General features: G+C 67.7%; 21 protein-coding genes. 4 read left to right on the top strand and 17 right to left on the bottom strand.

All coding sequences use genetic code 11. The annotated features are described in order from the left end of the window. Positions 1 to 14: 14 nt before the first annotated feature. The 5 genes from gfa to glgC all read right to left on the bottom strand — a co-directional run bounded on the left by gfa (position 15) and on the right by glgC (position 6523). Positions 15 to 656, bottom strand: coding sequence for an S-(hydroxymethyl)glutathione synthase (gene gfa, locus Q1A87_RS07595; protein WP_299649171.1), 642 nt, complete (start codon positions 654 to 656; stop codon positions 15 to 17). Positions 657 to 770: 114 nt separating this feature from the next. Continuing rightward, complete coding sequence (locus Q1A87_RS07590) at positions 771 to 2738, bottom strand: tripartite tricarboxylate transporter permease (RefSeq protein ID WP_299649168.1); 1968 nt, start codon at positions 2736 to 2738, stop codon at positions 771 to 773. Positions 2739 to 2807: 69 nt separating this feature from the next. Continuing rightward, positions 2808 to 3758, bottom strand: coding sequence for a tripartite tricarboxylate transporter substrate binding protein (locus Q1A87_RS07585; protein ID WP_299649165.1), 951 nt, complete (start codon positions 3756 to 3758; stop codon positions 2808 to 2810). A gap of 102 nt (positions 3759 to 3860) precedes the next feature. Further along, positions 3861 to 5267 (bottom strand): glycogen synthase GlgA, encoded by a 1407-nt coding sequence (glgA, locus tag Q1A87_RS07580; RefSeq protein WP_299649162.1) that lies wholly within the window; start codon positions 5265 to 5267, stop codon positions 3861 to 3863. Then, positions 5264 to 6523 (bottom strand): glucose-1-phosphate adenylyltransferase, encoded by a 1260-nt coding sequence (gene glgC, locus Q1A87_RS07575; protein WP_299649159.1) that lies wholly within the window; start codon positions 6521 to 6523, stop codon positions 5264 to 5266. The genes glgA and glgC overlap by 4 nt, the downstream gene beginning before the upstream one ends. A 194-nt stretch (positions 6524 to 6717) precedes the next feature. On the opposite strand from glgC, the gene Q1A87_RS07570 reads away from it, so the two are divergent. Further along, positions 6718 to 7716, top strand: coding sequence for an LLM class flavin-dependent oxidoreductase (locus tag Q1A87_RS07570; protein ID WP_299649156.1), 999 nt, complete (start codon positions 6718 to 6720; stop codon positions 7714 to 7716). 51 nt (positions 7717 to 7767) lie between these two features. Here Q1A87_RS07570 and Q1A87_RS07565 read toward each other — a convergent pair whose 3' ends face one another. Genes Q1A87_RS07565 through Q1A87_RS07545 form a run of 5 tightly spaced genes read right to left on the bottom strand, consistent with a single transcriptional unit; the run spans position 7768 to position 13252 of the window. Next, positions 7768 to 8712 carry an oligopeptide/dipeptide ABC transporter ATP-binding protein gene (locus tag Q1A87_RS07565; RefSeq protein ID WP_299649257.1) on the bottom strand — a complete coding sequence of 315 codons (945 nt, stop codon included), beginning with the start codon at positions 8710 to 8712 and terminating at the stop codon, positions 7768 to 7770. Positions 8713 to 8759: 47 nt separating this feature from the next. Further along, entirely contained in the window at positions 8760 to 9749 is a 990-nt protein-coding gene (locus Q1A87_RS07560; RefSeq protein WP_299649153.1) for an oligopeptide/dipeptide ABC transporter ATP-binding protein, read from the bottom strand. Then, positions 9749 to 10663, bottom strand: coding sequence for an ABC transporter permease subunit (locus tag Q1A87_RS07555; RefSeq protein WP_299649150.1), 915 nt, complete (start codon positions 10661 to 10663; stop codon positions 9749 to 9751). The genes Q1A87_RS07560 and Q1A87_RS07555 overlap by 1 nt, the downstream gene beginning before the upstream one ends. After that, positions 10663 to 11586: an oligopeptide ABC transporter permease OppB gene (gene oppB / locus Q1A87_RS07550; protein ID WP_299649147.1), complete on the bottom strand. Its 924-nt coding sequence runs from the start codon at positions 11584 to 11586 to the stop codon at positions 10663 to 10665. The genes Q1A87_RS07555 and oppB overlap by 1 nt, the downstream gene beginning before the upstream one ends. A gap of 43 nt (positions 11587 to 11629) precedes the next feature. Beyond that, a complete protein-coding gene (locus Q1A87_RS07545) occupies positions 11630 to 13252 on the bottom strand; it encodes a peptide ABC transporter substrate-binding protein (protein ID WP_299649144.1) in 1623 nt (540 codons plus the stop codon). Positions 13253 to 13586: 334 nt separating this feature from the next. On the opposite strand from Q1A87_RS07545, the gene Q1A87_RS07540 reads away from it, so the two are divergent. Genes Q1A87_RS07540 through Q1A87_RS07530 form a run of 3 tightly spaced genes read left to right on the top strand, consistent with a single transcriptional unit; the run spans position 13587 to position 16440 of the window. After that, positions 13587 to 14570 (top strand): TRAP transporter substrate-binding protein, encoded by a 984-nt coding sequence (locus Q1A87_RS07540; RefSeq protein ID WP_299649141.1) that lies wholly within the window; start codon positions 13587 to 13589, stop codon positions 14568 to 14570. Positions 14571 to 14626: 56 nt separating this feature from the next. Continuing rightward, a complete protein-coding gene (locus Q1A87_RS07535; protein WP_299649138.1) occupies positions 14627 to 15136 on the top strand; it encodes a TRAP transporter small permease in 510 nt (169 codons plus the stop codon). Further along, on the top strand, positions 15136 to 16440 hold the full coding sequence (locus Q1A87_RS07530) for a TRAP transporter large permease subunit (RefSeq protein WP_299649136.1): 1305 nt from the start codon (positions 15136 to 15138) through the stop codon (positions 16438 to 16440). Before Q1A87_RS07535 ends, Q1A87_RS07530 begins: the two co-directional genes overlap by 1 nt. Before the next feature lie 15 nt (positions 16441 to 16455). Here Q1A87_RS07530 and Q1A87_RS07525 read toward each other — a convergent pair whose 3' ends face one another. From Q1A87_RS07525 to Q1A87_RS07495, 7 genes are all read right to left on the bottom strand, one after another. Continuing rightward, entirely contained in the window at positions 16456 to 17193 is a 738-nt protein-coding gene (locus tag Q1A87_RS07525) for a sulfite exporter TauE/SafE family protein (protein ID WP_299649133.1), read from the bottom strand. 34 nt (positions 17194 to 17227) lie between these two features. Next, positions 17228 to 18634, bottom strand: a complete 1407-nt coding sequence (locus Q1A87_RS07520; protein ID WP_299649130.1) for a trehalose-6-phosphate synthase — start codon at positions 18632 to 18634, stop codon at positions 17228 to 17230. Next, complete coding sequence (otsB, locus tag Q1A87_RS07515; RefSeq protein ID WP_299649127.1) at positions 18627 to 19415, bottom strand: trehalose-phosphatase; 789 nt, start codon at positions 19413 to 19415, stop codon at positions 18627 to 18629. Before otsB ends, Q1A87_RS07520 begins: the two co-directional genes overlap by 8 nt. Before the next feature lie 21 nt (positions 19416 to 19436). Next, positions 19437 to 20300: a UTP--glucose-1-phosphate uridylyltransferase gene (locus Q1A87_RS07510; protein ID WP_299649124.1), complete on the bottom strand. Its 864-nt coding sequence runs from the start codon at positions 20298 to 20300 to the stop codon at positions 19437 to 19439. A 128-nt stretch (positions 20301 to 20428) separates the two neighbouring features. Then, positions 20429 to 21877, bottom strand: coding sequence for a UdgX family uracil-DNA binding protein (locus tag Q1A87_RS07505; RefSeq protein ID WP_299649121.1), 1449 nt, complete (start codon positions 21875 to 21877; stop codon positions 20429 to 20431). 1 nt (position 21878) lies between these two features. Continuing rightward, entirely contained in the window at positions 21879 to 23108 is a 1230-nt protein-coding gene (locus Q1A87_RS07500; protein WP_299649118.1) for a putative DNA modification/repair radical SAM protein, read from the bottom strand. Between the two features lie 85 nt (positions 23109 to 23193). Further along, entirely contained in the window at positions 23194 to 24621 is a 1428-nt protein-coding gene (locus Q1A87_RS07495; RefSeq protein WP_299649114.1) for a nucleobase:cation symporter-2 family protein, read from the bottom strand. Positions 24622 to 24631 lie beyond the last annotated feature (10 nt).

The following is a 24631-nucleotide window of genomic DNA, read 5'->3' as shown; positions in this document are numbered from 1 at the left end:
CGATCCCGAGCGGATCAGGCCGGCTCGGGCGACTTCGACTTGGCCACATGCGTCGCGATCGCGTCCATCAGCGGCGGCGAGAGGCAATCGTAGGGTTCCAGCCCTAGGTAGTCGAGCCGCCCGCGCACCTTGTCCATCCGCTCGGGCGGCGTGCCCGACTCGATGATCGACGACACAAAGGCGGCGAATTCCGGCGGCGCCCAGCCCTGTTCGGACGACAGCTCGACATGCACGAAGTCGAGCCCGTGAAACGGGTGGTCCTTGTTCTCGATGCGGCCGAACATGTGGACGCCGCATTGCTTGCAGGCATGGCGCTGGATCGCGGCCGACGGATCGACGACGTGCAGCTTCTCGTCGTGCGCCGTCACCTTGACCTTGTCGCGCGAGACGACCGCGACCTGCGAGAAGTCGGCGCCCTTGGGCTTCCAGCATTTGCTGCACCCGCAGACGTGGTTGTGGGCGACCTGATCGCCGACCTTCACCTCCACCTTGTCGGTGGCGCAATGGCATTTCAGCGTTCCGCCGGAGAAACCGGGCCGTGCGGTGCCCAGCCCGTTATCCACGTCCGGATGGATACGGACATCGCTATGTGATGGTTTCGTCTGCGGCGCAGCGGCATTGCCGCCTCCGCCGAACAAAGATGACAGCAAACTCATTCCCGACTCCCCCTTGATCGGGACCGTGCGTGGCCCCGCTGCAAAATGCGTCCCGGTCAGCCTGCCCCGACGACGACGCTGCGGCAATTCGTCCGTTGGTCTAGGGTGACGTCGTCAGGGAAGCGGCACGTTCAGGCCGAGGTCGAAGAGGAGGACCACGCCCAGGACCACCGCCAGAACGCTTCCGAGGAGGAAGATCCAGCCCCGTCGCGAGAACGACTCGTGCTGCGCCGGGACGGTGAGGACGGCTCCGAGAAGCGCCGCGGCGAGGGCGAAGCCCGCGAGCGGGATCAGGGCGGCCGCGAGCAGCATCGCCGCGGGGACCGACGCGCTGCGGATCAGGGACCCCCGCACCGGCTCGCCCGTCACGTGCCGCGTCAGCATGAGCTTGGCGACGGAAGCCACCACCACGACGACCATCACCGTGGCGATCGTGCGCGGGAACACCGCTGCCTCGGGGTTCAGCCCGGCACTCTGCACGAGGACGAGGGCGGCCACGGCACCGAAGACCGCGAAGCCCAGCAGGTCCCAGGCCACCATCCGACCCCCGGCACGCGGCCGGTCGACCATGTCGGCGGGCGTCGCGTCGTCGCTGCGCCCCGCAATCCGGCGGATCTGCGGCCAGAACGGATAGAGAAAGCTCAGAACTGTCAATGCGATGATGACGAGCGAGATCGGCCGGCCGAAGAACTGACCCCAGAGATCGCCGATGGCGCTTCCGATGGTCCAGCTCTGCACGAAGCCCTGCTCGGCAATGCTGCCGAGGATGAGGCCGAGCACGATGGGCGAGGCGCCGAAGCCCCGCTTGGCGGCGAGCCATCCGACGACGCCGAGGACGATCATGATGTAGATGTCGGAGACGTTGTTGCGGATCGCGAAGGTCCCGATCACCGTCATGAAGGCCACGACGGGCACGAGCGCGGCCTTCGGTGCCTTCAGGATCGCCCCGTAGGCGAAGCGGCCGATCAGCAGGCCGACCGGCAGCATCAGGACCGTCGCGAGCAGCAGGCCGAAGATGAAGGTATAGACGATGTCGGCGCTGCCCTGGAACAGGGTCGGGCCGGTGCGCACGCCCTGCACCAGAAGCGCGCCGAGGATCACCGCGTCGGGCGGCGTGCCCGGAATGCCCAGCACCAGCGTCGGGATGAACCCGCCGCCTACCGTCGCGTTGTTGGCGGATTCGGTGGCGACGATACCGCCGGGATTGCCCTCCCCGTATTTCTCGACGCCGCGCCCGTTCCGCCGCGCCTCGGAATAGGCCACCAGACCGGCGATGGAGCCGCCCGCCCCGGGCAGCGCGCCGACCATCGTGCCGATGACCGAGGAGCGCAGGACGTTCACCCCGTTCTGCAGCATCACCCGCCCCGCCTCCAGGAGCCGGAACCCGCGCATGCCCCCGCCCGCTTCGTCGAGATGGCGGTCGGGGGTGGCGACGAGGTCGATGAGGACGGGAATGCAGTAGAGCCCGATGAGTGCGGATACCGTCTCCACCCCGCCGAGCAACATGCGCGAGCCGAAGGTGAAGCGCACCTCCGCGCTGGTCTCCGACACGCCGATCGTGGCGATCAGGAGGCCGAAGCAGGCGCCGATCACGCCCTTGAGGAAGTCGCCCGTCGACACTGCAGCGATCAGCGAAAGGCCGAACACGGCAAGCCAGAAATACTCGACCGGCCCGAAGGCCAGCGCCGCCCGCGCCAGCGGCGGAGCGAGGAACAGGAGCGCCAGCGCACCCACCAGTCCGCCGAACACCGAGCTCAGGCAGGCGATCGTGACGGCGAGATCTCCGTCACCGCGCTTGGCCATCGGGTAGCCGTCGAAGGTCGTGGCGATGGCTGAGGGCGTGCCCGGCGTGTTGAGCAGGATCGCCGCGTAGGCGCCACCGTAGATCGCCCCGGTATAGATCGCGCCCATCAGGATGAGCGCGCTGTCGGGCGACATCGTGAAGGTCAGCGGCACGAGGACCGCGACCGCCATCGTGGCCGTCAGGCCGGGGATGGAGCCGATGATCGTCCCCGCGGCGACGCCCAGCAGCGCGAGCAGCAGGTTGAACGGCGAGATCGCGTTCGCCATGAAGTCGAGCACGGGTTCCTCCGGTTCTGAGCTAGCGGACGGCGCGGGACGCGCGCGTGTCGAACACGTCCCGGCCTTCGGTCACTCGATGATGCCGGCCTCGCGGGCGGCGGGCAGATATTCCTCCGCCTTCTCGGCCATGAAGGCGTCCATCTCCTCGCCGTAGGGCACGTCGGCCATCGCGAACCCGCCGTCGATCATCTTCTGCTGGAACTCGGGATCGGCATTGATCGCCGCGATCGCGTCCGAAACCTGTTGCTTGACCTCTTCCGACGCGTCCTGCGGCACCGCGATGCCCCGGTAGGCCCCTGAGACGAGATCGTAGCCCTGCTCCTTGAAGGTCGGCACGTCAGGGAAGGCCGGATGCCGCTCCTCCATCGCGACGGCGAGCATCCGTACCTCGTCGCCCTGACCGCTGCCGACGGTGGTATAGCCCCATTCCGCCGTCACCTGACCGCCCAGCAACGCGGTCACCGCCGATCCGGTCCCGTCGAAGGCCACGTAGGTCGTCTCGATATCGGCCATCTCGTCGAACTGAAGCTGCGCGAGATGGTTGGCGGAGCCCTTGCCGGAACCCGAGAAGATCACCTGCCTGGGATTCGCCCTGGCCTGCTCGATCAACTGGTCGAGGGTCTCGATCTCGCTATCGGCGCGCACGAGGATCGCGTCGGGCGTGTAGTGGAACCAGTAGACCGCGGCGAGATCCTCGGTCTCGAAGCCGACATTGCCCTGCTTTGGCTTGACGATGATGTGGGGCAGGTTGATCCCCATGATGACGGTGCCGTCCTCGGCCATCCCGTTGAGCTGCGCCCAGCCGACCGCGCCGCCGCCGCCGGGCTGGTAGGAGATGACCATCTGCTCGCCGTAGAGGTCCTGGAAGTACGGTTGCTGGAGCCGCGCCGTGATGTCGGATTCGCCCCCCGGCCCGAACGGGATGATGTAATCGACGCTGCCCGCCGGGAAGTCCTGTGCATGGGCGAGGCCGGTGGCGAGGATCGCCGCGGCGGCCTGAGTCAGAATGGTGCGTATCATGTCGTCTCTCCCTTGTTTCTCCCCGTCCGCCCCGCACGCGCGACGACGGACTGCCCCGCCACTTTCCGCAAATCGCGCTGCGATGGCTACAGATTCCTCGGATCACCCTTCCGACATCGCGCGATAGAGCGCCGCGTATTCCTCGGCCGAGCGGTCCCAGCCGACGGGCTGGCGCATCGCGTTGCGCTGCATCCGGCGCCAGACCTCCGTCTGGGCGTAAAGCGCGCAGACCTGCGTTAGCGCGCGGCCGAGCGCGTCTGCGGTGATCGGATGCACCTGAAGCCCCGTGGCGACCCCCGCGCGCAGGCCGGCCGGCGTGGCCGGGATCACCGTGTCGGCAAGCCCGCCGGTCAGCGTCACGACCGGGATCGTGCCATGCAGCAGGCCGTAGAGCTGGGTCAGGCCACAGGGCTCGAACCGGGAGGGCACGAGGATCGCGTCGCCCCCGGCGATCAGCATCCGCGACAGCGCCTCGTCGTAGCCCAGGCGCACGGCGACGTTCGGATGCGTGGCCGCCCGCTCGAAGGCCAGTTCGAGATCCGCCGCGCCGCTGCCCAGCAGCGCGAGCTGACCGCCGCCGTCCAGCAGCGCGGGCAGCGCCTCCAGCAGGAGGTCGAGCCCCTTCTGCTCCGTCAGCCGGGAGACGACGACGCAGAGCGGCCCCTCCGCCTCCGGAAGGCCCATCTCCGCACGCAAGCGCGCCTTGTACTTCACCTTGCCGGAGGCGAGGCGGTAGGGTGGCGCCCAATCCGACAGGTCGACGCCGTTCAGGATGCCCGACAGCCGGTCCCGCCGCGCCCGCAGAACGCCGTCGAGGCCCATCCCGAACTCGGGCGTCAGCAGTTCCGCCGCGTAGGTCGGGCTGACCGTGGTGATCCGGTCGGCCCGGACGAGACCTGCCTTCAGCGCGCTGATCTGGCCCCAGTATTCGAACCCGTCCGGATGCATCCCGGATTGCGGCAGACCCAGCGCATGGAGGCGGTCCGCGGGCGCAAGGCCCTGGAACGCGACGTTGTGGATGGTCTGGACGATGCCCACCGACGCATCGGGGAACCGGTCGCGCAGGTAGACGGGGGCGAGCCCTGCCTGCCAGTCGTGGCAATGCAGGATGTCGGGCCGCCAGCCATCCGCCCCCCGCCCCGCGATTTCCGCCGCTGCGAGGCTGAGGCCAGCGAAACGCTCCGGGTTGTCAAGCCAGTCCCGGCCGTCCGGGCCGAGATAGATCTGCCCCGGCCGGTCGAAGAGGTGCGGCGCGTCGAGGACGAGCAGGTCGAGCACGCCCGCCATCGTCGCCAGCACCCGCGCCGGGCCGCCGAAGAGGTCGTCCGACCGCCAGACCTCCGCGGCCTCCCGCGTTTCGGCCATCACCTGCGGATAGCCCGGCAGCAGGGTCCGCATCCGGATGTCGAGCGGGCGCAGCGCCCCGGGCAAGGCACCGGCCACGTCGGCGAGCCCGCCGGTCTTGACCAGCGGGGCGCATTCGGATGCGACGGACAGGATCTCCGTCATCCGGCGGCGCGCCGGTCCAGCATGGATTGCGTGATCAGCGTCACGCCCGTGTCGGTGACGCGGAACCACTTGCTATCCTCCTCCGGGTCCTCGCCAACGACGAGCCCCTCGGGAATGACGACGCCGCGATCGACCACGCAGTTGGTGAGCCGGGCCGAACGCTCCACCACCACGTCGGGCAGCGCGACGACGCGGGTCAGCGTGGCGTAGGAATTGGTGTGGACCCGCGTGAACAGCAGCGATTCCCGCACCTCCGTCCCGGAAATGATGCAGCCGCCCGAGACCATCGAGGATATGGCGAGGCCGCGACGGCATTCCTCGTCGTGGATGAACTTCGCGGGCGGGACGGATTCCGAATAGGTCCAGATGGGCCAGTTCTTGTCCCACAGGTCGAGATCGGGGTTGAAGTCCGTCAGGTCGATGTTCGCCTTCCAGTAGGCGTCGACCGTGCCCACGTCGCGCCAGTAGGCCGGCGCCTCGGGCGTGTGCTTGACGCAACTCTCGGTGAAGCGGTGCGCCATCGCCTTGCCGTTCTTCACGATGTAGGGGATCAGGTCGCCGCCGAAATCGTGCTTGCTCTCGGGATCGTCGGCATCCTTCCGCAGGAGATCGCGCAGAAAATCCCAGCGGAACACGTAGATGCCCATCGAGGCCAGCGTGATGTCCGGGTCGTCCGGCGTGCCCGGCGGGTCGGCGGGCTTCTCGAGGAAGCTCGTCACCCGGTCGGTCTCGTCGATCGCCATGACCCCGAAGGCCGAAGCCTCGTGCCGTGGCACGGTCAGGCAGCCCACGGTCACGTCCGCGCCGCTCTCGACGTGCTGGCGCAGCATGACCTCGTAATCCATCTTGTAGATGTGGTCGCCGGCCAGCACCACGACGTAGTCGACGTCGTAGCTGTCGACGATGTCGGTGTTCTGGAACACCGCGTCGGCCGTGCCCTGGTACCAGTGCACCTCGTCCACCCGTTGCGACGCGGGCAGGATGTCGAGATACTCGTTGCGCTCCGCCCGGAAGAAGTTCCAGCCGCGCTGGCAATGACGGATCAGGCTGTGCGCCTTGTACTGCGTCGCGATGGCCATCTTGCGGATGCCGGAATTGAGCGCGTTGGACAGCGCGAAATCCACGATCCGGGCCTTGCCGCCGAAATGCACCGCCGGCTTGGCGCGGATGTCGGTCAGCTCCTTCAGGCGGCTCCCCCGTCCGCCGGCCAGGACGAACGCCATCGTGCGCGCCGTCAATCTCTGGGATGGTCCCATCTCGTCTCTCCCCCCTTGTCGGGCCGTGGCCCGCTTCCGGGTTCAGCTTGGCGCAGGGAAGCCCGCCGCGTCTAGGTGCGATGTGACATGCGCAGGGGACACTTCGGGCCTGTGCCCTGCCGCACCGGAGAAGCGGTTGAAACCGAGGGTCGGGAGGCAGAGATTCAGGAACAACGTTCAAAGGAGCATCGGACATGCGTTATTCCGTTCTCGACCTCGCGCCGGTGCCCGAGGGGGCCGATGCCGGCACCGCGATCGCCAACAGCGTCGACCTGGCGCGTCACGCCGAGCGCTGGGGCTATGGCCGCTACTGGCTTGCCGAGCACCACAACATGCCCGGCATCGCCTCGGCCGCGACGTCGGTGCTGATCGGCCATATCGCCGACGCCACGTCGACCATCCGGGTCGGCGCGGGCGGCATCATGCTACCGAACCACGCGCCGCTCGCCATCGCGGAGCAGTTCGGCACGCTCGCGACGATCCATCCCGGCCGCATCGACCTCGGCCTCGGCCGCGCGCCCGGCGGCGACCTCGCCGTGGCCCGCGCGCTGCGGCGCGGTCTCGAGGCGGACCGGTTCCCCGAGGACGTGGTCGAGCTGATCGGCTATTTCGGTGAGCCGCAGCCCGGCGCCCCGGTTCGCGCCCATCCCGGCGAGGGAACGCAGGTCCCGATCTGGATCCTCGGCTCCAGCCTCTACGGCGCGCAGCTCGCCGCGCATCTGGGCCTGCCCTACGCCTTCGCCTCGCATTTCGCGCCCGACGCGCTGGAGCAGGCCGTGGCGATCTATCGCGAGCGGTTCCAGCCCTCCGCGCAGCTCGACCGGCCGCATTTCATGCTCGCCGCCAACGTCTTCGCCGCCGATACCGATGCCGAGGGACGCCGCCTGCGCACGTCGATGCAGCAGGCCTTCGCGCGGCTCCGCACCGGTCAGCCGGGCAAGCTGCCCGCGCCGGTGGACGACATCGCGGCGGAGATCGGCCCGGACATGACCCGCGCCGTGGATCACGCGCTGCGCGTCTCGGCGGTGGGTTCGCCGGAAACGGTGCGGAGCCAGCTCGACGCGATGATCCGGCGCTACGCCCCCGACGAGTTGATCCTGACCGGGCAGATCCACGACCACGCGGCGCGCTTGCGCTCCTTCGAGATCGCCGCCGAGGTGCTGGGCGATCTGGCGACGGCCGAAGCGGCCTGACGGCGGCCCGAGGGCCGCACGTCGGAGCAATCCGGGAGCCGCCGCCTGCCGTCAGACCGGCCCGCCCCGGTCGTGATACGGACAGGCGACACGGTGGCCCGGCACCTCCTGCACCAGCGGGGGTCGCGCCTCGGCGCAGTCGGGCCGCGCGATCGGACAGCGGGTGCGGAAGACGCAGCCGGAGGGCGGGTTCAGCGGCGACGGCAGTTCGCCTTCGAGCACCGGCCGCGACCGCGCGCGTTCGCGGACCGGGTCGGGGATCGGGACGGAGGCGATGAGCGCCTTGGTGTAGGGGTGACGTGGATCTGTGACGAGCGCCTCGGCCGGGGCCGTCTCCACGATGCGGCCGAGATACATGACCGCGATCCGGGTCGAGATGTGCCGCACCACGCTCAGGTCATGGGCGATGAACAGCATCGACAGGCCCATGTCCCGCTGCAGTCCGGCCAAGAGGTTCACGACCTGCGCCTGCACGCTGACGTCGAGCGCGCTGACCGGCTCGTCGCAGATCAGGAGTTCCGGCTCGGTGACGAGCGCGCGGGCGATGCCGATCCGCTGGCACTGGCCGCCGGAGAACTCGTGCGGGTAACGGTTCACGAGGTTCGGCAGCAGGCCGACGCGCTCCATCATCTCGCTCACGCGGGTCCGCCGTTCCTTCGCGGACAGGTCGGTATGCGTGGCAAGCGGCTCGGCCACGATCTGGCCCACGTTCATGCGCGGGTTCAGCGCGGCGAGCGGGTCCTGGAACACCATCTGCACCTCGCGCCCGAGCTTGCGGCGGCTGGCGGGTCCGAGCGCGGTGATATCGCGGCCCTTCCACATCACCCGTCCGTCCGTCGCCGGCACGGTGCCGATCACGGCGCGGGCGAGCGTGGACTTGCCCGACCCGCTCTCGCCCACGAGGCCCAGCGTTTCGCCCCGCTCCAAGGTCAGGTCGGCCTTCGACACGGCCTGCAGGCCCGCGGGCCTGGTCCACGGCCACGCGCCGCGCGGCATGACCGGGAAGGTCACGTCGAGCCCTTCGACGGCGAGGAGCGGCGCGCTCACGACACCTCCTCCGGATCGGCCCAGCAGGCGCGGAGCCGGCCCGCCCCGTGGGGCGCGAGCGGCGGCATTCGCACGCATTTGTCGTGTACCAGCGGGCATCGCGCCTGGAACGGGCAACCCTCGGGCAGGTTCGACAGGTCCGGCGGGTCGCCCGGGATCGTCTCGAGCGCGTCCTGCGGCACGTCGAGGCGTGGCACCGCGGCCAGAAGCCCTGCCGTGTAAGGGTGCGAGGGGTCGGCGAAGACCGCGTCGGTCGGACCGGATTCCATCACCCGCCCCCCGTACATCACCATGATCCGCTCGCAGGCCCCGGCCACGACGCCAAGATCGTGGGTGATGAGGATAATGGCGGTGCCGAACTCCGCGCGGATGTCGGCGAGCAGATCCATGATCTGCGCCTGCACCGTCACGTCGAGCGCCGTCGTCGGTTCGTCCGCGATCAGCAGGGCGGGGCGGCAGAGCAGCGCCATCGCGATCATGATCCGCTGCCGCATGCCGCCGGAGAACTCGTGCGGATACATCCGCAGCCGCCCCTCCGCGTCGGGGATGCGGACCGCCTCCAGCATCCGGGCGCTCTCCGCGAGCGCGGCGCGCTTCGACAGGCCGCGATGCAGGGTCAGCACCTCCGCCATCTGCGTGCCGACGCGCAGGTAGGGATTCAGCGAGGTCATCGGGTCCTGGAAGATCATCGCCATCCGTTCGGCCCGCATCTCGTTGAGCCGACGCTCGGGCAGGCCGAGGATCTCCGCCCCCTCCAGCCGGACGGACCCTTCCGCTCGGCCGTTCCGCGCCAGAAGCCCGAGGATCGCGAAGGCGAGCTGCGTCTTGCCGGACCCGCTCTCGCCGACGATGGCCAGCGTCTCGCCGCTCCGCAGGCCGAACGAAATGCCGTTCACCGCATTCACCGTCCCGTCCGGCGTGTCGAAGGCGACGTGCAGGTCGGTCACGTCAAGCAACGCGGCGGTCTTGTCTCCGGGCATCGACATCAACGGTCCTTCGGGTCGAGCGCGTCGCGCAGCCCGTCGCCGATGAAGAAGAAGGCGAAGAGGCCGGCCACGAAGAAGCCCAGCGGGAAGAGGAGCTGCCACGAGGTGCCGTTGCGCATCTCCGCCGCGCCGTCGTTGATGAGCGCGCCCCAGGACGTCAGCGGCTCCTGCACGCCGAGGCCGAGAAAGGAGATGAAGCTCTCGTAGATGATCATCGAGGGCACGAGCAGCGTCGCATAGACGATGATGACGCCTAGAAGGTTCGGCACGATGTGGCGCAGGATGATGCGGAAGGGATGCACGCCGGTGGCGATGGCGGCCTCCACGAACTCCTTGCCGCGCAGCGCCAGCGTCTGCCCCCGCGCGATCCGCGCCATGTCGAGCCAGGAGATCAGCCCGATGCCGACGAAGAGCATCAGGATCGAGCGGCCGAACACGACGAGGAGCAGGATCAGGACGAACATGTAGGGGATCGACATCAGCACGTCGACGACGCGCATCATCGCCCCGTCGACCCGACCGCCGAAATAGCCCGCCACCGCGCCGTAGAGCGTGCCGACCACGACCGCGATCAGCGCGCCGACGATGCCGACCATCAGCGAGATCTGCGTGCCCTGCACCGTGCGCGCGAAGAGGTCGCGGCCGAGCTGGTCGGTGCCGAACCAGTGCCCGGTCTCGAGCGAGGGCCGGCCCATCGTCTCCACCGAGCCGAGGACGGCCCAGTCGATCTCCTCGTAGTCCCACGGCGCGATCCACGGACCCACGAGCGCGAAGGCGGCGATGAGGGCGAGCACGACCACCCCGCCCACGGCGGCGCGGTTGCGGAAGAACCGGCGGCGCGCATCGGCCAAGAGGCTGCGCCCCTTCGGCGCGGTGGCGAGCGCGCTCGCATCTGTGAGGGTGGCGGTGCGCATCAGTACCGGATCTTCGGGTCGATCCACGCATAGGCGATGTCGACCAGCAGGTTGAACAGGATGGTGAGGGCGCCGAGCAGGACGGTGATCCCCATCATCACGCCGTAGTCGCGGTTGAGCGCGGAGGCCACGAAGAACTGCCCGATCCCGCCGGTGGAGAAGTAGATGTCGATGACCACCGACCCGGTGATCATGCCGACGAAGGCCGGTCCGAGATAGGAGATCACCGGCAGGAGCGCGGGCTTGAGCGCGTGCCGCAGGATGATCCGCCGCCCGGGCAGGCCCTTGGCGCGGGCGGTGCGGATGAAGTTCGACGACAGCACCTCCAGCATCGAGGCGCGCGCGATCCGGGCGATGGAGGCCATGAAGCTGGTGCCCAGCGCGATCACCGGCATGATGACGAATTGCCACTGGCCGCCCTGCCATCCGCCGCCGGGCAGCCAGCCGAGCCAGAGCGTGAAGATCAGCACGAGGATCGGCGCCAGCACGAAGTTCGGCAGGACCTGCGCGCCGATCGACACGCCCACGGCGAGATAGTCGAGCCAGGTGTTCTGCCGGATCGCCGCGACGATCCCGAGCGTGCCGCCCACGAGGACGGCCAGCATGAAGGCCCAGAACCCGTAGGTCAGCGTCACCGGGAAGCCCTGCGAGATCAGGTCGTTCACGTCCTGGTCGCGGTAGATGAAGGAGGGGCCGAAATCGAAATCGCTGACGATGTTCCAGATATAGGTGCCGATCTGCGCGAGGAACGGCCGGTCGAGCCCGTATTCGCGCTCCAGATTGGCCAGGACGGCCGGCGGGATGCCGCGGTCGGAGGCGAAGGGGCTGCCGGGGGCGGCGTACATCAGCACGAAGGTCAGGACGACCAGCAGCACGAGGACCGGGATCGCGACCAGCAGACGTCGGAGGATGAAGGGGATCATGCGGGAAAGGAGGGCCGGGACGGGAACGCCCCGGCCCCGCGCCTCAGCCTTCGGACGCGCGATAGATGTCGCGGACGTACCAGTTGTTCTCCACGTTCTCCATCGGCCAATGCCGGATGCTCGGGTCGAGCACGAAGTTCTGCGTGTAGTGGTAGACCGGGATGATCGCCATGTCCTCGGCCAGGATCTCCTCGGCCTGGGTATAGAGCGGCTGCGGATCGTCGGCCTGCGCCGCCTCGGTCAGGAGGGCGTCGTAGTCGGAATTGTCGTACTTGCCGTCATTGTTGGCGTTCCGCGTGGTCAGAAGATCGAGGAAGGTCGACGCCTCGTTGTAATCTCCGCACCAGGCCGAGCGGGCGAGGTCGAAGTTCTGCTGACCGCGGATGTCGAGATAGCTCTGCCATTCGTAGTTCGACAACGTGACGTTCACGCCGAGCGGCTTCCACATCTGGCTGACCACGGTGGCGATCTGCCGGTGGTTCTCCGAAGTGTTGTAGATCAGGTCGAGCTCGAGCGGATTGTCCGGCCCGTAGCCCGCCTCCTCGAGGAGGGATCGCGCCTGCTCCATCCGCTCCTGCTGCGTGAGCTGGGCGTAGTCGATCTCCGGAAGCTCGAAATCGGCGGTCGCCCAATGCGTGAAGCTGTAGGCCGGGGCCTGACCCGCCTTGAGGACCTGATCGACGATGACGTCGCGGTTGATCGCGTAGCTCAAGGCCTTGCGGACGCGCGGATCCTTCAACGCCTCGTGACCGCTCTCGGACTGGTTGACCGTGTAGTAGTACGAACAGAGCCGCGGCACGGCATGGGCGATGTCCGGGCTCTCCTCCTCGAGCGTCGGGTAGGAGCCGGCCGGCAGATCGTCCATCATGTCGAACTCGCCGGCCTGGAACCGGCTCAGCGCCTGGTTGGCGTCGTTGATGACGTAGCCCGTCACCTCCTCGATGATCACGTTGTCCGCGTCCCAGTATTCGGGGTTCTTCTCCAGCCGGAAGAACTCGTTCACCGCGATGTCGGTCAGCACGTAGGCCCCGTTGGAGACGATGTTCTCCGGCGCGGTCCAATCCGATCCGAACGCCTCGATCGTGGCCTGCGGCGTGGGCATCAGCGTGTAATGCACGGCCATCTGCGGGAAGTACGGCAGCGGCTGGTTCAGCGTCACCTCGAGCGTATGGTCGTCCACCGCGCGCACGCCGAGCTCGGACGGCTCCATCTCGCCGGCGACGATCTCGGCGGCGTTCTGCATCTGCGTCAGTTCGACATACCAGGCATATTCCGAAGCGGTCGCCGGATCGGCCGCGCGGCGCCAGGCATAGACGAAATCCTGCGCCGTCACCGGCTCGCCGTTCGACCAGCGCGCGTCGTCGCGCAGGGTGAAGGTCCAGACGCGGTTGTCGTCGCTCGACCACTCGGTCGCCACGCCCGGGCGCAGCGTGCCGTCGGCGTTCTGCGTCAGCAATCCCTCGAAGACCTGCCGCGCCACGTGGCCGCCGGCCGTCTCCTCGATGAGCTGCGGGTCGATGGTCGGGAACTGGTCGAGCAGGCGGTAGGAGAAGCTCTGATCCTCGGCCAGCGTGTCGCCCTCGGCCACCTCCGCGGCGAAGGCCGTCGTGGCGAGCGGCGCGGCGAGGAGGAATGCTGTCGAAGCCAGAAGCGTGAAGCGGTTCATCTCGTGTCTCCCTGATAGGATATGCCCGGGGCTCGTTCTTGTCGTCGTTCGAGCGATGCGGGTCTGTGGGTCCAAGTCTTTGCGGAGGATGCCGGATTGGCAAGGGCGGATCGTCACGACTCGGCAGCGCCCAAGGATTGGGCATGGCGGAGGACGGCGCGCATCCCGCGCGCATTCCCGTGCGATCGGACCGACCCGCCGTGGGAGACGGCGCTTGTCAGCGGTTCCCCACGGTGTCTTGATGACCCCACGAACGGCGGACGGGGGTCAATCAGCCGACGCGTCAGAAACGGTTTTCCCCGGCCGCGACATGATCCGACAGGAGGACACCATTATGACGATACGTGCCAGACTCGGACAGGCCGCCCTCGCGCTCTGCCTCGCCGCCACGACCGCTGCCGCACAGGAGACATGGGTGATGGCGTCGGGCTATCCCGAGGACAGCTTTTTCACCAAGACGATCCGCCAGTTCATCGACGAGGTCGAGAGTGCCGCCGACGGCGAGCTGACCATCGACCTGCGCCCGAACGGCGAGCTCATCAAGCTCGACGCCATTCGCAGGGCCGTGCAGTCCGGTCAGGTGCAGCTGGGCGAAATCCGGTTCGGCGTCTACGGCAACGAGAGCCCGATGTACACGCTCGACAGCCTGCCCGGCCTCGCGAGCGACTACGAGGAGGCCCATCGCCTGATGGAAGCGCAGGATCCCTGGTTCGACGCCGCCTTCGAGGAGATGGGGATGGAGGTGCTCACTTACATGGCCTGGCCGGGACAGGGCTTCTTCACCAATTTCGAGGTCACGGACGGGTCGGAGTTCGACGGCGTGTCGCTCCGGATCTACTCGCCCGCGACGCAGCGCCTGGGCGAGCTTCTGGGCTTCGACGCGACGATCCTGCCCTTCGCCGAGGTGCCGCAGGCCTTCTCCACCGGGCTGATCGAGTCGCTCTTCACCTCGGCCCAGACCGGTAACGACATCCAGGCCTGGGACTACGTGGACCACTTCACGTATACCGGCACCTCGCTCAGCAAGAACGCCATCATCGTGAACGCCCGCGCCCTGTCGCGCCTGTCCCCCGAGTTGCAGGAGGCGATCCGCGAGGCCGGCGCGCGGGCGACGGAGACCGCTTGGCAGCTGAGCCAGGAAGCGGCCGACGCCACGGTGCAGGTGCTCGTCGACAACGGCATGTCCGTCGCCGACGGAAGCCCGGAGCTGCAGGCCAAGATCGATGAGATCAGCGGGCAGATGCTCGAGGAGTTCCGCGGCGAGGCCGCCGAGGACGAGATCGCCGTGCTCGACGCATATCTGGCCACCTCCGAATAATCCGATCACGGCGGCCGGACAGGCCGCCGCCACCGCTCCCACGAAAGGGTGCCGCAATGCTCCGCAAGGCCCTGCACGGCCTCTATCTCGCCTGCGGCTACGCGGCCGCCTTCTTCCTCGCGGGCATTGCCGTCGCGACCCTCTGCCAGATCGTCGCCCGGCAGATGGGCATGGCGGTCGAGACGACGGAGATCTCGGGGTTCTTCCTCGCGGCCTCCACCTTCCTCGCCCTGGCCTATACGTTCGTTAACGGGGGTCACGTCCGCATCACCCTCATCGGCCAGCTCTTTCCGCAGGGTCGCAACCGCTGGGTGGAGCTGTGGTGCTGCGCGATCGGCGCGTTCGTTACCGGCTATGCGGCCTGGCAGATGACGCTCTTCACGGCGGAGAGCTACCGCTTCGGCGACCTGAGTCCCGGCATGCTCGGCGTGCCGCTCTGGATTCCTCAAAGCGCGGTAGCCTTCGGACTCGCCGTCATGTGCCTCGGCATCCTCGAGCAGGCGACACTCGTCTGGCGAGGTGAGGAAGCCGGCTACGAGACCAACGTCGACAGCACGGCCGAGTGATGGACACGGTCACCCTCGCTGGCATCGCGCTGCTGCTCTGCCTTCTCGTCCTGCTGGGCAGCGGCGTCTGGATCGCGCTCTCGCTCTTGTCCGCCGCCGTCGTCATCTTCGCGTGGTTCACGCCGATCGCGCCCGGCTCGATCCTGTCCTCGACCATGTGGGACGCGAGCTGGAACTGGGCGCTGACCGCGCTGCCGCTCTTCATCTGGATGGGCGAGATCCTGATGCGGTCGGGCCTGTCCACCAACCTCTTTCGCGGGCTGTCGCCCTGGGTCGGCTGGCTGCCCGGCGGATTGCTGCACGTCAATGTCGTCGGCTGCGGGGTGATGGCAGCCGTCTCCGGCTCCTCCGCGGTGACCTGCGCGACGGTCGGGCGGATGACCGTGCCGGAACTGCGACGCGGCGGCTACGACCGGTCGATGATGGTGGGCTCGCTCGCCGGTGCGGGGACGTTCGGCCTGCTGATCCCGCCCTCGATCATCATGATCGTCTACGGCGTCGTCGCGCAGCAATCCGTCGCCCGCCTGTTCGTCGCGGGGATCGTGCCGGGGGCGCTGCTGATCCTGCTGTTCTCCGGGTACATCGCCCTCTGGTCGTGGCTCAATCCCGACCGGCAGGGCGACCCCGTACCGCGGACGACGTTCGCGGAGAAGATCCGCGCCTCGAAAGACCTGCTGCCCGTCGTCGCCCTCATCTTCGCGATCATCGGCTCGATCTACCGCGGCATCGCCACGCCGACCGAGGCCGCCTCCATCGGCATCGTCGGTGCGCTTCTCCTCGCGCTCCTGAACGGCACGCTGAGCCGTGCGATGTTCATGGACAGCCTGCTCTCGGCCACGCGGATCTCCTGCATGATCTCGTTCATCATCGCGGCGGCCGCCTGCCTGTCCATCGCCGTCGGCTTCGCCGACATTCCCCGCGTCGCCGCCGCCTGGGTCGAGGAGATGAACCTGTCGCCGGTCGCGCTGATCGCGGTGCTGACCGTGTTCTTTCTGATCCTCGGCTGCTTCCTCGAAGGCATCTCGATCCTCGTCCTGTCGAGCTCGGTCGTCCTGCCGATGGTCGAGGCGGCGGGGATAGACCTGATCTGGTTCGGCATCTTCGCCGTCATCGTCATCGAATGCGCGCAGATCACGCCGCCGGTGGGCTTCAACCTCATCGTCCTGAAGTCGATGACTGATCGCGGCATCGGCGAGATCGCGCGGGACACGCTGCCCTTCCTCGGGCTACTGCTCCTGTCGATCGTGATCTTCGTCGCCTTCCCCGGCCTCGTCACCTTCCTGCCGGACCTAATGTACCGCTGACAGGCGCCCCCGGCGTCAAAGGAGGCCCAGAATCCCCTTCGTCACCAGTACGACCGACAAGAGCAGCAACAGCGCCTTGATCGCGGTCCGGTAGGCGTCCTCCGGCAGGATCTCGACGATCCGGCGACCGAGGAACGTCCCGCAGATCCCGGCCGCGATCAGCAGGGCCGTCAGGCCCCAGTCGAGCCGGTCCAGAGCGCCGATCACCCAGTAGCCCGGCAGCTTGGCGAGGTTGCCGACAGTGAAGGCGATGGCGATCGTCCCGGCGAAGACCAGCTTCGGCAGGCGTTGCGGGAGCAGATAGGCCTGCGACGGCGGGCCGCCGGAATGGGTGATGAAGCTGGTGATGCCGGTGATCGTGCCCCAGAACAGGCCCGGCAGGATGCCGGCCGGCGTCGGCACGGTCACCGCCCGGTTCATCCAGTCCCGCGCCAGGAACCAGAACCCGATGGCCCCCGTCGCCAGAAGCAGCGCGGCCTCGGGCAGGACCGGCGTCAGGAGCGTCGCGAGGACGACGCCGAACAGCATCGCAGGGACCAGGATCGCGAGGTTCCGCCGCGAATAGTCCCGCCGGTAGAGCCAGACGCTGACCCAGTCCGTCACCAGATAGACCGGCAGCAACGTGGCCGCCGCCTCCACCGGGCTCATCACCAGCGCGAGCATCGGCACCGCAACGGCCGCGGCGGAGGCGAGTCCGCCCTTGGACGCGCCCACGACGATGGCGGCGAGGATCAGGAGAACCCAGTGGTCCAAAAGAGGGGTCCTCGCCGGCGGGCCGCGTCGGCTCTCAGGTCAGTTGCCGGACCGCCCGGTCGAAGGACCGGGGCGCCCGCCGCAGCCAGTTGAGGAACGCGTCCGTCCACCAGCGGATGTCCTCCTCGAACACGCCCTGGCGCAGATCGTTGTATCGCTGCTTTCGCTCCTCCAGCGGCATCCGCATCGCCCGGTCGATGGCCTGCGCGAAGGCACGCTTGTCGAACGGGTTCACCATCAGCGCTCCGTTCGCCATCTGCTCGGCGGCGCCCGCGAAATGCGACAGGATGAGCACGCCGGGACTCTCGGGGTTCTGCGCCGCGATATATTCCTTCGCCACGAGGTTCATCCCGTCGGCGAGCGGCGTCACCAGTGCCACGTCCGCGCGGCGGTACAGGCCCGCGATGATGTCGCGGTCGATATGGTGGCGGATATAGCGGATCGGCGTCCAGTCGAGTTCGGCGTGCTCGCCATTCGTGGAGCCCGCCGTTCGCTCAAGCTCCTCCCGAATATCCTGATAGGCAGAGACGTCCTCGCGGCTGACGGGCGCGATCTGAATGTAGGTCGGCTTCGGGTCGTGCGGTTCTCGCATGCCGAGATAGGCTCCGAACGCCTCGAAGCGCTGGACGAGCCCCTTCGAGTAGTCGAGCCGGTCCACGCCCAGCAGGAGCGGCGCGCCTTCGGGCACCTGGAGATCGACGATAGGTGCCTCGGCCGCCGTCCTGGCAAAACTTTCCGCGTCGATCCCGATAGGAAAGCTGCGGACCGAGAAGATGCGGCCGTCGCGAATCCAGGACCCGTTGTTGAGGATCTGCGCCTGCGGATCGCGGCGCAGCACGTCCTGCGCGGCGGAGACGTCGCGGGATGTCTGGAGACCGACGAGATCGTGGGCGGCGAGCCATCCACCGATCATGTCGACCTGGGGCAGCGCCATGACGTCCGAGAGGTTCGGGAACGGAATGTGGAGGAACAGCCCGATCCGGTTGTCGACACCGAGCCTGCGAAGTTCCTGCGCGACCATCAGGAAATGGTAATCCTGGATCCAGATCAGGTCGTTCGGCTCGACGATCGCGGCGATGGCGCGCGCCACGCGTGTGTTGACGGTCGCGTAATCCTCGAAGTCCCGTCCGTCGAGCGACAGCAGATCGGAGCGGTGGTGGAAGAGCGGCCAGAGCACCGAGTTCGAATAGCCGAAATAGAACCCCTTGTGCTCGCTTTCGGTGAGCGAGAACGTCGCGCGGTCGTAGTCGCCGCTTCCGATCTGGGTCAGGCCGTCATCGGTCTCCTCGGTCGGATTGGCGGCCCCGATCCACAATCCGCCGGCCTCCGTCAGCGCTTCGTGGATTGCAAAGACGAGCCCCCCTGCCGGGACGTCGTCGCCCTTGGGAAGCCTGTTGGAAACGACGAGGAGCCGCCCCCCGCTGTCTTCTTCATCAGGCAAGCCAGCCTCCTAGAAGAGCCGCGAGCTGCTCGGGACGCTCGAGCCTGTGCTCGGCGACGGTTTCCGCATGGCCCATCTTGATCGCCACACCGCCGCGGGACTGGACCAGTTCGAGCGCGGGCTCGTCGGTCAGATCGTCGCCGGCATAGATCGGCGTCCTGTCGCGGAACGCATCGGTGTCGAGCAGCCGTTTCAGCGCGATGTCCTTGCCGACGCCCTCCGGCTTGATCTCGTAGGCCATGAGGGCCGGCTGAAGGCGGAAACCATCGGCCGCCATGGCGAGGCTTTCCATGAACCGCATCGCCAGCGCCGAATGCTGCTCCGCCTGCCTGAAGTGCAGCACGACGCCCGACGGCTTGTGCTCGACGAAGAATTCGGGCCGCAAAGCGGCGAAGTCGTCGGCCAGACGGCAAAGCCGGGAAACCGTACCGTGGTCGATCTCCACCACATCAAGATGTTCGCCACCCATGGCACGCATTTCGGCCCCGTGGGTTCCGATCAGCGCGCCCTTGAACCCCGGAAGGAACGCTTCGAGCGTGGCAACCGAACGTCCGGAGACGAGCGCGACACGGCCGTTCAGCCGGTCCATCGCCCGATCCAGAAGGTCGACCACGTTCTGCGGCACGACGACACCGTCCGGTCGATCCGCGATCTCGACGAGCGTGCCGTCGAAATCGAGGAACAGCGCCGAATCGGCGGGATCGGGCATCCGTATGTCGGAGCAGTCATCGGCCGTATCCGTCTCCACGCCCATGAAGCCCGTCATCTGGTAGAATTCCAAGGAAGCCCCCCCTCAATCGATCTATTCTGCGGCGATGGCCAGCGGGACTTCATTGTCCCGCCGCGCTGCCTGTACGGCAAGCGTAGCATCAACGATGCCGTCCTTCGACCCACAGTCATAACGCGTACCCGAGAACCGGAACGCATGGATCGCGCCGGCCGCGGCGATCGCGTCGGTGATCTGGATTTCTCCGCCAGCGCCACGCTCGGTCCGCGTCAGCGCATCGAACACGTCAGGCGCGATCACGTAGCGACCGACCGCGGCGAGATCGGACGGCGCATCGGCAGGATCGGGCTTCTCGACGAAGCCCCGCGCCGCGAGGGTCCGGGCCTTTCCGTCGGCGCCGTCGCAGTCGCAGTCGAAGATGCCGTAGCTCGATACGCGATCGGCCGGGACGCGCTGCGCGGCGACGAGGCTCCGCATGCGTTCGGGATCGAAGGCCTCCGCCATCTCGCGCATGCAGGGCGCGCCGAGAATCAGATCGTCGGGCAGGATCACGCCGACCGGCCCGTCGAGAACATGCGGTGCAGCGCAAAGGATCGCGTGGCCGAGGCCGAGCTGCTCTTCCTGCATCGTGAAGACCACCTCCACGTCGCTTGGAACGGATGCAGCCTGCACGGCCTCCAGAAGCTCGGTCTTGCCTTTCGCCGTCAACTCCGCCTCGAGTGTCTGATCGGGGCGCAAATAGGCCTCGATCGCTGATTTGGCGGGGTGGGAGACGAAGACCAGACGCTTCGCGCCGGCGGCAAGCGCCTCCTCGACGGCGAATTGAAGAAGCGGCGTGTCGTAGACCGGCAACAATTCCTTCGGCGTGACCTTGGTGGCGGGAAGCATCCGCGTCCCGAGACCTGCAACAGGGAAGACGACGGTGGAAATGCTGCGCATCGAAAATTCCTCGTGATGTATAAAACGTAAACGGCCGGATCGTGCGCAGGGTTCCTACGAACGATCCGCACCTGTCCAGAATTTTGCGCAACTTGCGTTAATCTTGACCGGGCGGGATGCCGCTTGGATTACCCCGCCTGCGCCAGCGCCTCGCGGACCGCCTCGAGGTCGCGCCGGAACAGCTCCGTCTCGGCCGCACGAGTACGCTCGTCGGGCAGGCGCAGAAGAAAACTCGGATGCACGGTGACCATCAGGGGCCGCCCGTCACGCGTCTCCTCCATCTGGCCGCGGCGTTTCAGGATCCCCTTGCCGTCCCCGGTCAGCGAATGCAGCGCCGTCGCGCCGAGCGCCACGACGACCTTCGGGTCGACCGTCGTCAATTCCTGCTCGAGCCACCACCGGCAGGCGCTGATCTCGCCGCCACCGGGCTTCTGGTGGATGCGGCGCTTGCCCTTCTGGACGAACTTGAAATGCTTCACCGCATTCGTGACGTATGCCGCTTTCCGGTCGATCCCCGCCTGTTCGACGACCTGGTCGAAGAGTTGCCCCGCGGGACCGACGAAGGGGCGCCCGGCAATGTCCTCGCGGTCGCCCGGCTGCTCGCCCACGAACATCAGCGGCGCGTCCTCCGGCCCCTCGCCGAAGACGGTCTGCGTGGCGGGGCCGTAGAGCGGACAGCGGGTGCAGCCCTTCGCGTCGCGGGCGATGCCCTCCAGATTTGTGGCGGCGAAGAGGTCGGGTCCGGGTTGGGTGGCCATGACGTCATCCTTCCGTCTGAGCGATTGCGGCGCCGGAAGGCTGGGCCCGGCGGCCTGCATCTCGGCCACGCGAGCCCGTGCGCCGGCGATCAGGGAAGGAATCGCCTGCGCCTCGGGAAGGTTCCGCCAGTACTTCTTCGGCATCTCCGCCCGCATCGCGTCTGGCTTCAGCCTGGCGGGGTTGAAGATGTTGCTGTAATAGGTCGTCCAGAGCTGTTCGAGCGGATCCGTGGCATTCGGTCGCGTCGCGGCCACGGCCTCCATCGAAAGCTCTCTTCCGGCATAGGTGAGCGTCACCTCCGGCGTGACGATCCGCCAGTCCATGTCTCCGAACCGGTCGACGAAGAAGCTTGCCACCGGCTCCTCGATCCGGTGCTCCGGCTCGAACCATGCGGCGAAGGCGCGGCGCCCGTCGGGGCGTTCGGTGTCCGGGGCCAGCTCCTGGAAGCGGACGAAGGCATGCATCTTGTGGATGTCGCGATGGATCGCCTTGGCGATGTCGCGGGCGCGCGCGACCTGTTCGTCGGCGCGGTTCGCGAGCAGGTCCGGCCGTCCCTGAGTTCGCGTCAACAGCGAATAGGCCAACCGCATGCCCAGCCCCGTCCGCTCGGGGATCAGGTCGCGACTGAGCGTCAGGAACGCCTTGGTGACGGCGAGCGGCCGCCCGGCCTCCGGCAACGCGTCGTCGAACATCGCGTCGCTCTCGCCCTCGAGGGCCCAGTCCACGTCCTCGGGCGGGACGTCCGCCGAGGCGAGACGCCGCGCCACGTCCCGCCAGGCCTCGTAGGTGCCGATGCGGGGAAGGCGCGGGGCGTACATCTCAGAAGAGTTCCATCTGCTTCGGCTTCACGAAGCGGGCCTTGAGATTCTCGGCGTCGAGATTGCCCCCGGGATGATGGTCGCGCGTGGTGATGAAGGCGCGCGATTGCTTCACCCGCCCGCCCATGCGGCGAATATCCTCGAGGCCCAGAGATGCGGACTTCCGCGCCGCGACGATCCGATCCACGATCTTGGTGCCGAACCCCGGCACGCGCAGCAGAAGCTCCTTCGATGCGCGGTTCACGTCCACCGGAAAACGGTCGCGGTTCGACAGCGCCCAGGCGAGCTTCGGGTCGATGTCAAGGTCGAGCATCCCCGCCCCGTCCCGCGTGACGATCTCGTCCAGTCCGAAATCGTAAAACCGCAGGAGCCAGTCCGCCTGGTAGAGCCGGTGCTCCCGCATCAGCGGCGGATCGACGAGCGGCAGCACGGCGCTGCTGTCCGGGATGGGGGAGAAGGCCGAGTAATACACGCGCTTCAAACCGTAGGCGCCGTAAAGACGGCTGGCATTGCCGAGGATCGTCGCGTCGTTCGCGGCATCGGCGCCGACGATCATCTGCGTCGACTGCCCAGCCGGCGCGAAACGGCCTCGCTTGCGGCCGGTATGCGACTTGTCGGCGTAATCTTCTGTGGTGAGACGCACCTTGCCCATCGCGCCGCGGATCTGCTCGGGGTCCTTCTCCGGCGCAAACGCCTTCACGCTGGCATCGGTCGGAAGCTCGACGTTGATCGAGAGGCGGTCGGCGACGAGGCCGGCCCGCTCGATCAACTCGGGCGCGGCGTCAGGGATCGTCTTGAGGTGGATGTAGCCGCGGAACCCGCCGGCGCGCAGCTTCTCGGCAATGCGGACCATCTCCTCCATCGTGTAGTCCGACGACTTGATGATGCCGGAGGAGAGAAACAGCCCTTCGATGTAGTTCCGACGGTAGAACTCGGTCGTCAGCCACACGACCTCGTCGACCGTGAACCGGGCGCGCTGCACGTTGCTGCTCACGCGATTCACGCAATAGGCGCAGTCGTAGATGCAGTGGTTCGTCATCAGGATCTTGAGGAGCGAGATGCACCGCCCGTCCGGCGCATAGGCGTGACAAATCCCCGAGCCGGTGGTCGAACCGAGCCCCGAACCATCCTTCGAGTTGCGCTTCGTGGTGCCCGAGGAGGCGCAACTCGCGTCGTACTTCGCGGCATCGGACAAAAGCGCGAGCTTGTCCCGGATCGACATTTTACCCATAGGTTCTGGATATGTTCCAAACCAGAATTTTTCAAGGAACTGCGGGGCTGACAAATGTCGCAGCGCCTCGCCGGACGGGGGTGGATCAATGCCGCGGCACGTCCCGCGGGCGGGTGCCGTCGCCCGCGGGGACGAGGTCCTCGACCGTCTCCTCCGCCAGTTCTTCCGGCAGGACGAGATTCAGGACGATGGCGATGAAGGCCGCGGGCACGAGCCCCGAGACCATCAGCACGCGAAGCCAGTCGGGCAGATACTGCACCGCCCCCGGTTCGAGCTGCAGGCCGAGGCCGAGCGAGAGGGCGACCGCGAAGATCACCATGTTGCGACGGTTCCAGACGACGTCGGCGAGCATCGACACGCCCGCCGCGACGACCATGCCGAACATCACGATCACCCCGCCGCCCAGAACCTCGATCGGGACGGTCCGGATGACGCCGCCGACCTTCGGGATCAGGCCGCAGAGGATGAGGAAGATCGCGCCGATCGTGACGACGTGGCGGCTCATCACCCCCGTCATCGCGATCAGGCCCACGTTCTGGCTGAATGAGGTGTTGGGCAGGCCGCCGAATACGCCCGCGATTGCCGTGCCGAGACCGTCCGCGTAGGTCGCGCCGGTAATCTCCCGGTCGGTCGCCTCCCGCCCCGCGCCGCCCTTGGCGATGCCCGAGACGTCGCCAACGGTCTCGATCGCGGAGACGAAGGCCATCAGGCAGAAGCCGAGGACCGCGGCGGCCGAGAACTCGAAACCGTAGCGGAACGGCTGCGGCAGGGCGAAGGCCGCCGCGTTCGACCACGACCCCGCGATGTCGGCCACCGGCAAGATGCCGACGAGGATCGCGTAGAGATATCCCACGACGAGCCCGATCAGCACGGCCGAGACGGAAAGCATCCCGCGGGCGAAGAACTTGAGCGCCAGCGTGACGACGACCACGATCAACGCCGCCGACCAGTTCAGCGCCGAGCCGTATTCCGCCGTCCCGATGGCCGGCACGCCACCGGCCGCGTACTGGATGCCGACCTGCACCAACGCGAGACCGATCAGCGTCACGACGAGGCCGGTGACGAGCGGCGGCAGCGCGAAGCGGATGCGGCCGATGAAGGTACCGATGCAGGCATGGAACAGTCCGCCGATCAGCACGCCTCCGAACAGGGCCGCGAGCGCATCCACGCCCTTGCCCGCCACGAGCGGGATCATGATCGGCAGGAACGCGAAACTCGTGCCCTGAACGATCGGCAGCGCCGCGCCCACCGGCCCGATCGTCACCGTCTGCAGCAGCGTCGCCACGCCCGCGAAGAGCATCGACATCTGGATCAGGTAGAGAAGCTCCGGGAAGTCCGGCGAGTCCGAGCCGAAGCCAAACCCCGCGGCGCCCGCCACGATGATCGCCGGCGTAACGTTCGAGACGAACATCGCCATAACGTGCTGGATGCCGAGCGGGATCGCCTGCGCCAGCGGGGGCGTGTAGTCTGGATCGCGCAGCTCTGCCGGCGTGCCGATGGAATGGTCTTTCATGGCAAGTCCC

The organism is uncultured Jannaschia sp., assembly GCF_947494055.1.
Classification (GTDB): domain Bacteria; phylum Pseudomonadota; class Alphaproteobacteria; order Rhodobacterales; family Rhodobacteraceae; genus Jannaschia.
The sequence above is the reverse complement of the archived record's forward strand: the minus strand, read 5'-3'. Positions and strand labels throughout refer to the sequence as shown.

What these genes read in the sequence shown, in the direction of transcription:
- gfa (WP_299649171.1), bottom strand. Translation starts at nt 656, where the DNA reads ATGAGTTTGCTGTCATCTTTGTTCGGCGGAGGCGGCAATGCCGCTGCG.
- Q1A87_RS07585 (WP_299649165.1), bottom strand. Translation starts at nt 3,758, where the DNA reads ATGATACGCACCATTCTGACTCAGGCCGCCGCGGCGATCCTCGCCACC.
- glgA (WP_299649162.1), bottom strand. Translation starts at nt 5,267, where the DNA reads ATGACGGAGATCCTGTCCGTCGCATCCGAATGCGCCCCGCTGGTCAAG.
- glgC (WP_299649159.1), bottom strand. Translation starts at nt 6,523, where the DNA reads ATGGGACCATCCCAGAGATTGACGGCGCGCACGATGGCGTTCGTCCTG.
- Q1A87_RS07570 (WP_299649156.1), top strand. Translation starts at nt 6,718, where the DNA reads ATGCGTTATTCCGTTCTCGACCTCGCGCCGGTGCCCGAGGGGGCCGAT.
- Q1A87_RS07565 (WP_299649257.1), bottom strand. Translation starts at nt 8,712, where the DNA reads ATGCCGCGCGGCGCGTGGCCGTGGACCAGGCCCGCGGGCCTGCAGGCC.
- Q1A87_RS07560 (WP_299649153.1), bottom strand. Translation starts at nt 9,749, where the DNA reads ATGTCGATGCCCGGAGACAAGACCGCCGCGTTGCTTGACGTGACCGAC.
- Q1A87_RS07555 (WP_299649150.1), bottom strand. Translation starts at nt 10,663, where the DNA reads ATGCGCACCGCCACCCTCACAGATGCGAGCGCGCTCGCCACCGCGCCG.
- oppB (WP_299649147.1), bottom strand. Translation starts at nt 11,586, where the DNA reads ATGATCCCCTTCATCCTCCGACGTCTGCTGGTCGCGATCCCGGTCCTC.
- Q1A87_RS07545 (WP_299649144.1), bottom strand. Translation starts at nt 13,252, where the DNA reads ATGAACCGCTTCACGCTTCTGGCTTCGACAGCATTCCTCCTCGCCGCG.
- Q1A87_RS07540 (WP_299649141.1), top strand. Translation starts at nt 13,587, where the DNA reads ATGACGATACGTGCCAGACTCGGACAGGCCGCCCTCGCGCTCTGCCTC.
- Q1A87_RS07535 (WP_299649138.1), top strand. Translation starts at nt 14,627, where the DNA reads ATGCTCCGCAAGGCCCTGCACGGCCTCTATCTCGCCTGCGGCTACGCG.
- Q1A87_RS07530 (WP_299649136.1), top strand. Translation starts at nt 15,136, where the DNA reads ATGGACACGGTCACCCTCGCTGGCATCGCGCTGCTGCTCTGCCTTCTC.
- Q1A87_RS07510 (WP_299649124.1), bottom strand. Translation starts at nt 20,300, where the DNA reads ATGCGCAGCATTTCCACCGTCGTCTTCCCTGTTGCAGGTCTCGGGACG.
- Q1A87_RS07505 (WP_299649121.1), bottom strand. Translation starts at nt 21,877, where the DNA reads ATGTACGCCCCGCGCCTTCCCCGCATCGGCACCTACGAGGCCTGGCGG.
- Q1A87_RS07500 (WP_299649118.1), bottom strand. Translation starts at nt 23,108, where the DNA reads ATGGGTAAAATGTCGATCCGGGACAAGCTCGCGCTTTTGTCCGATGCC.
- Q1A87_RS07495 (WP_299649114.1), bottom strand. Translation starts at nt 24,621, where the DNA reads ATGAAAGACCATTCCATCGGCACGCCGGCAGAGCTGCGCGATCCAGAC.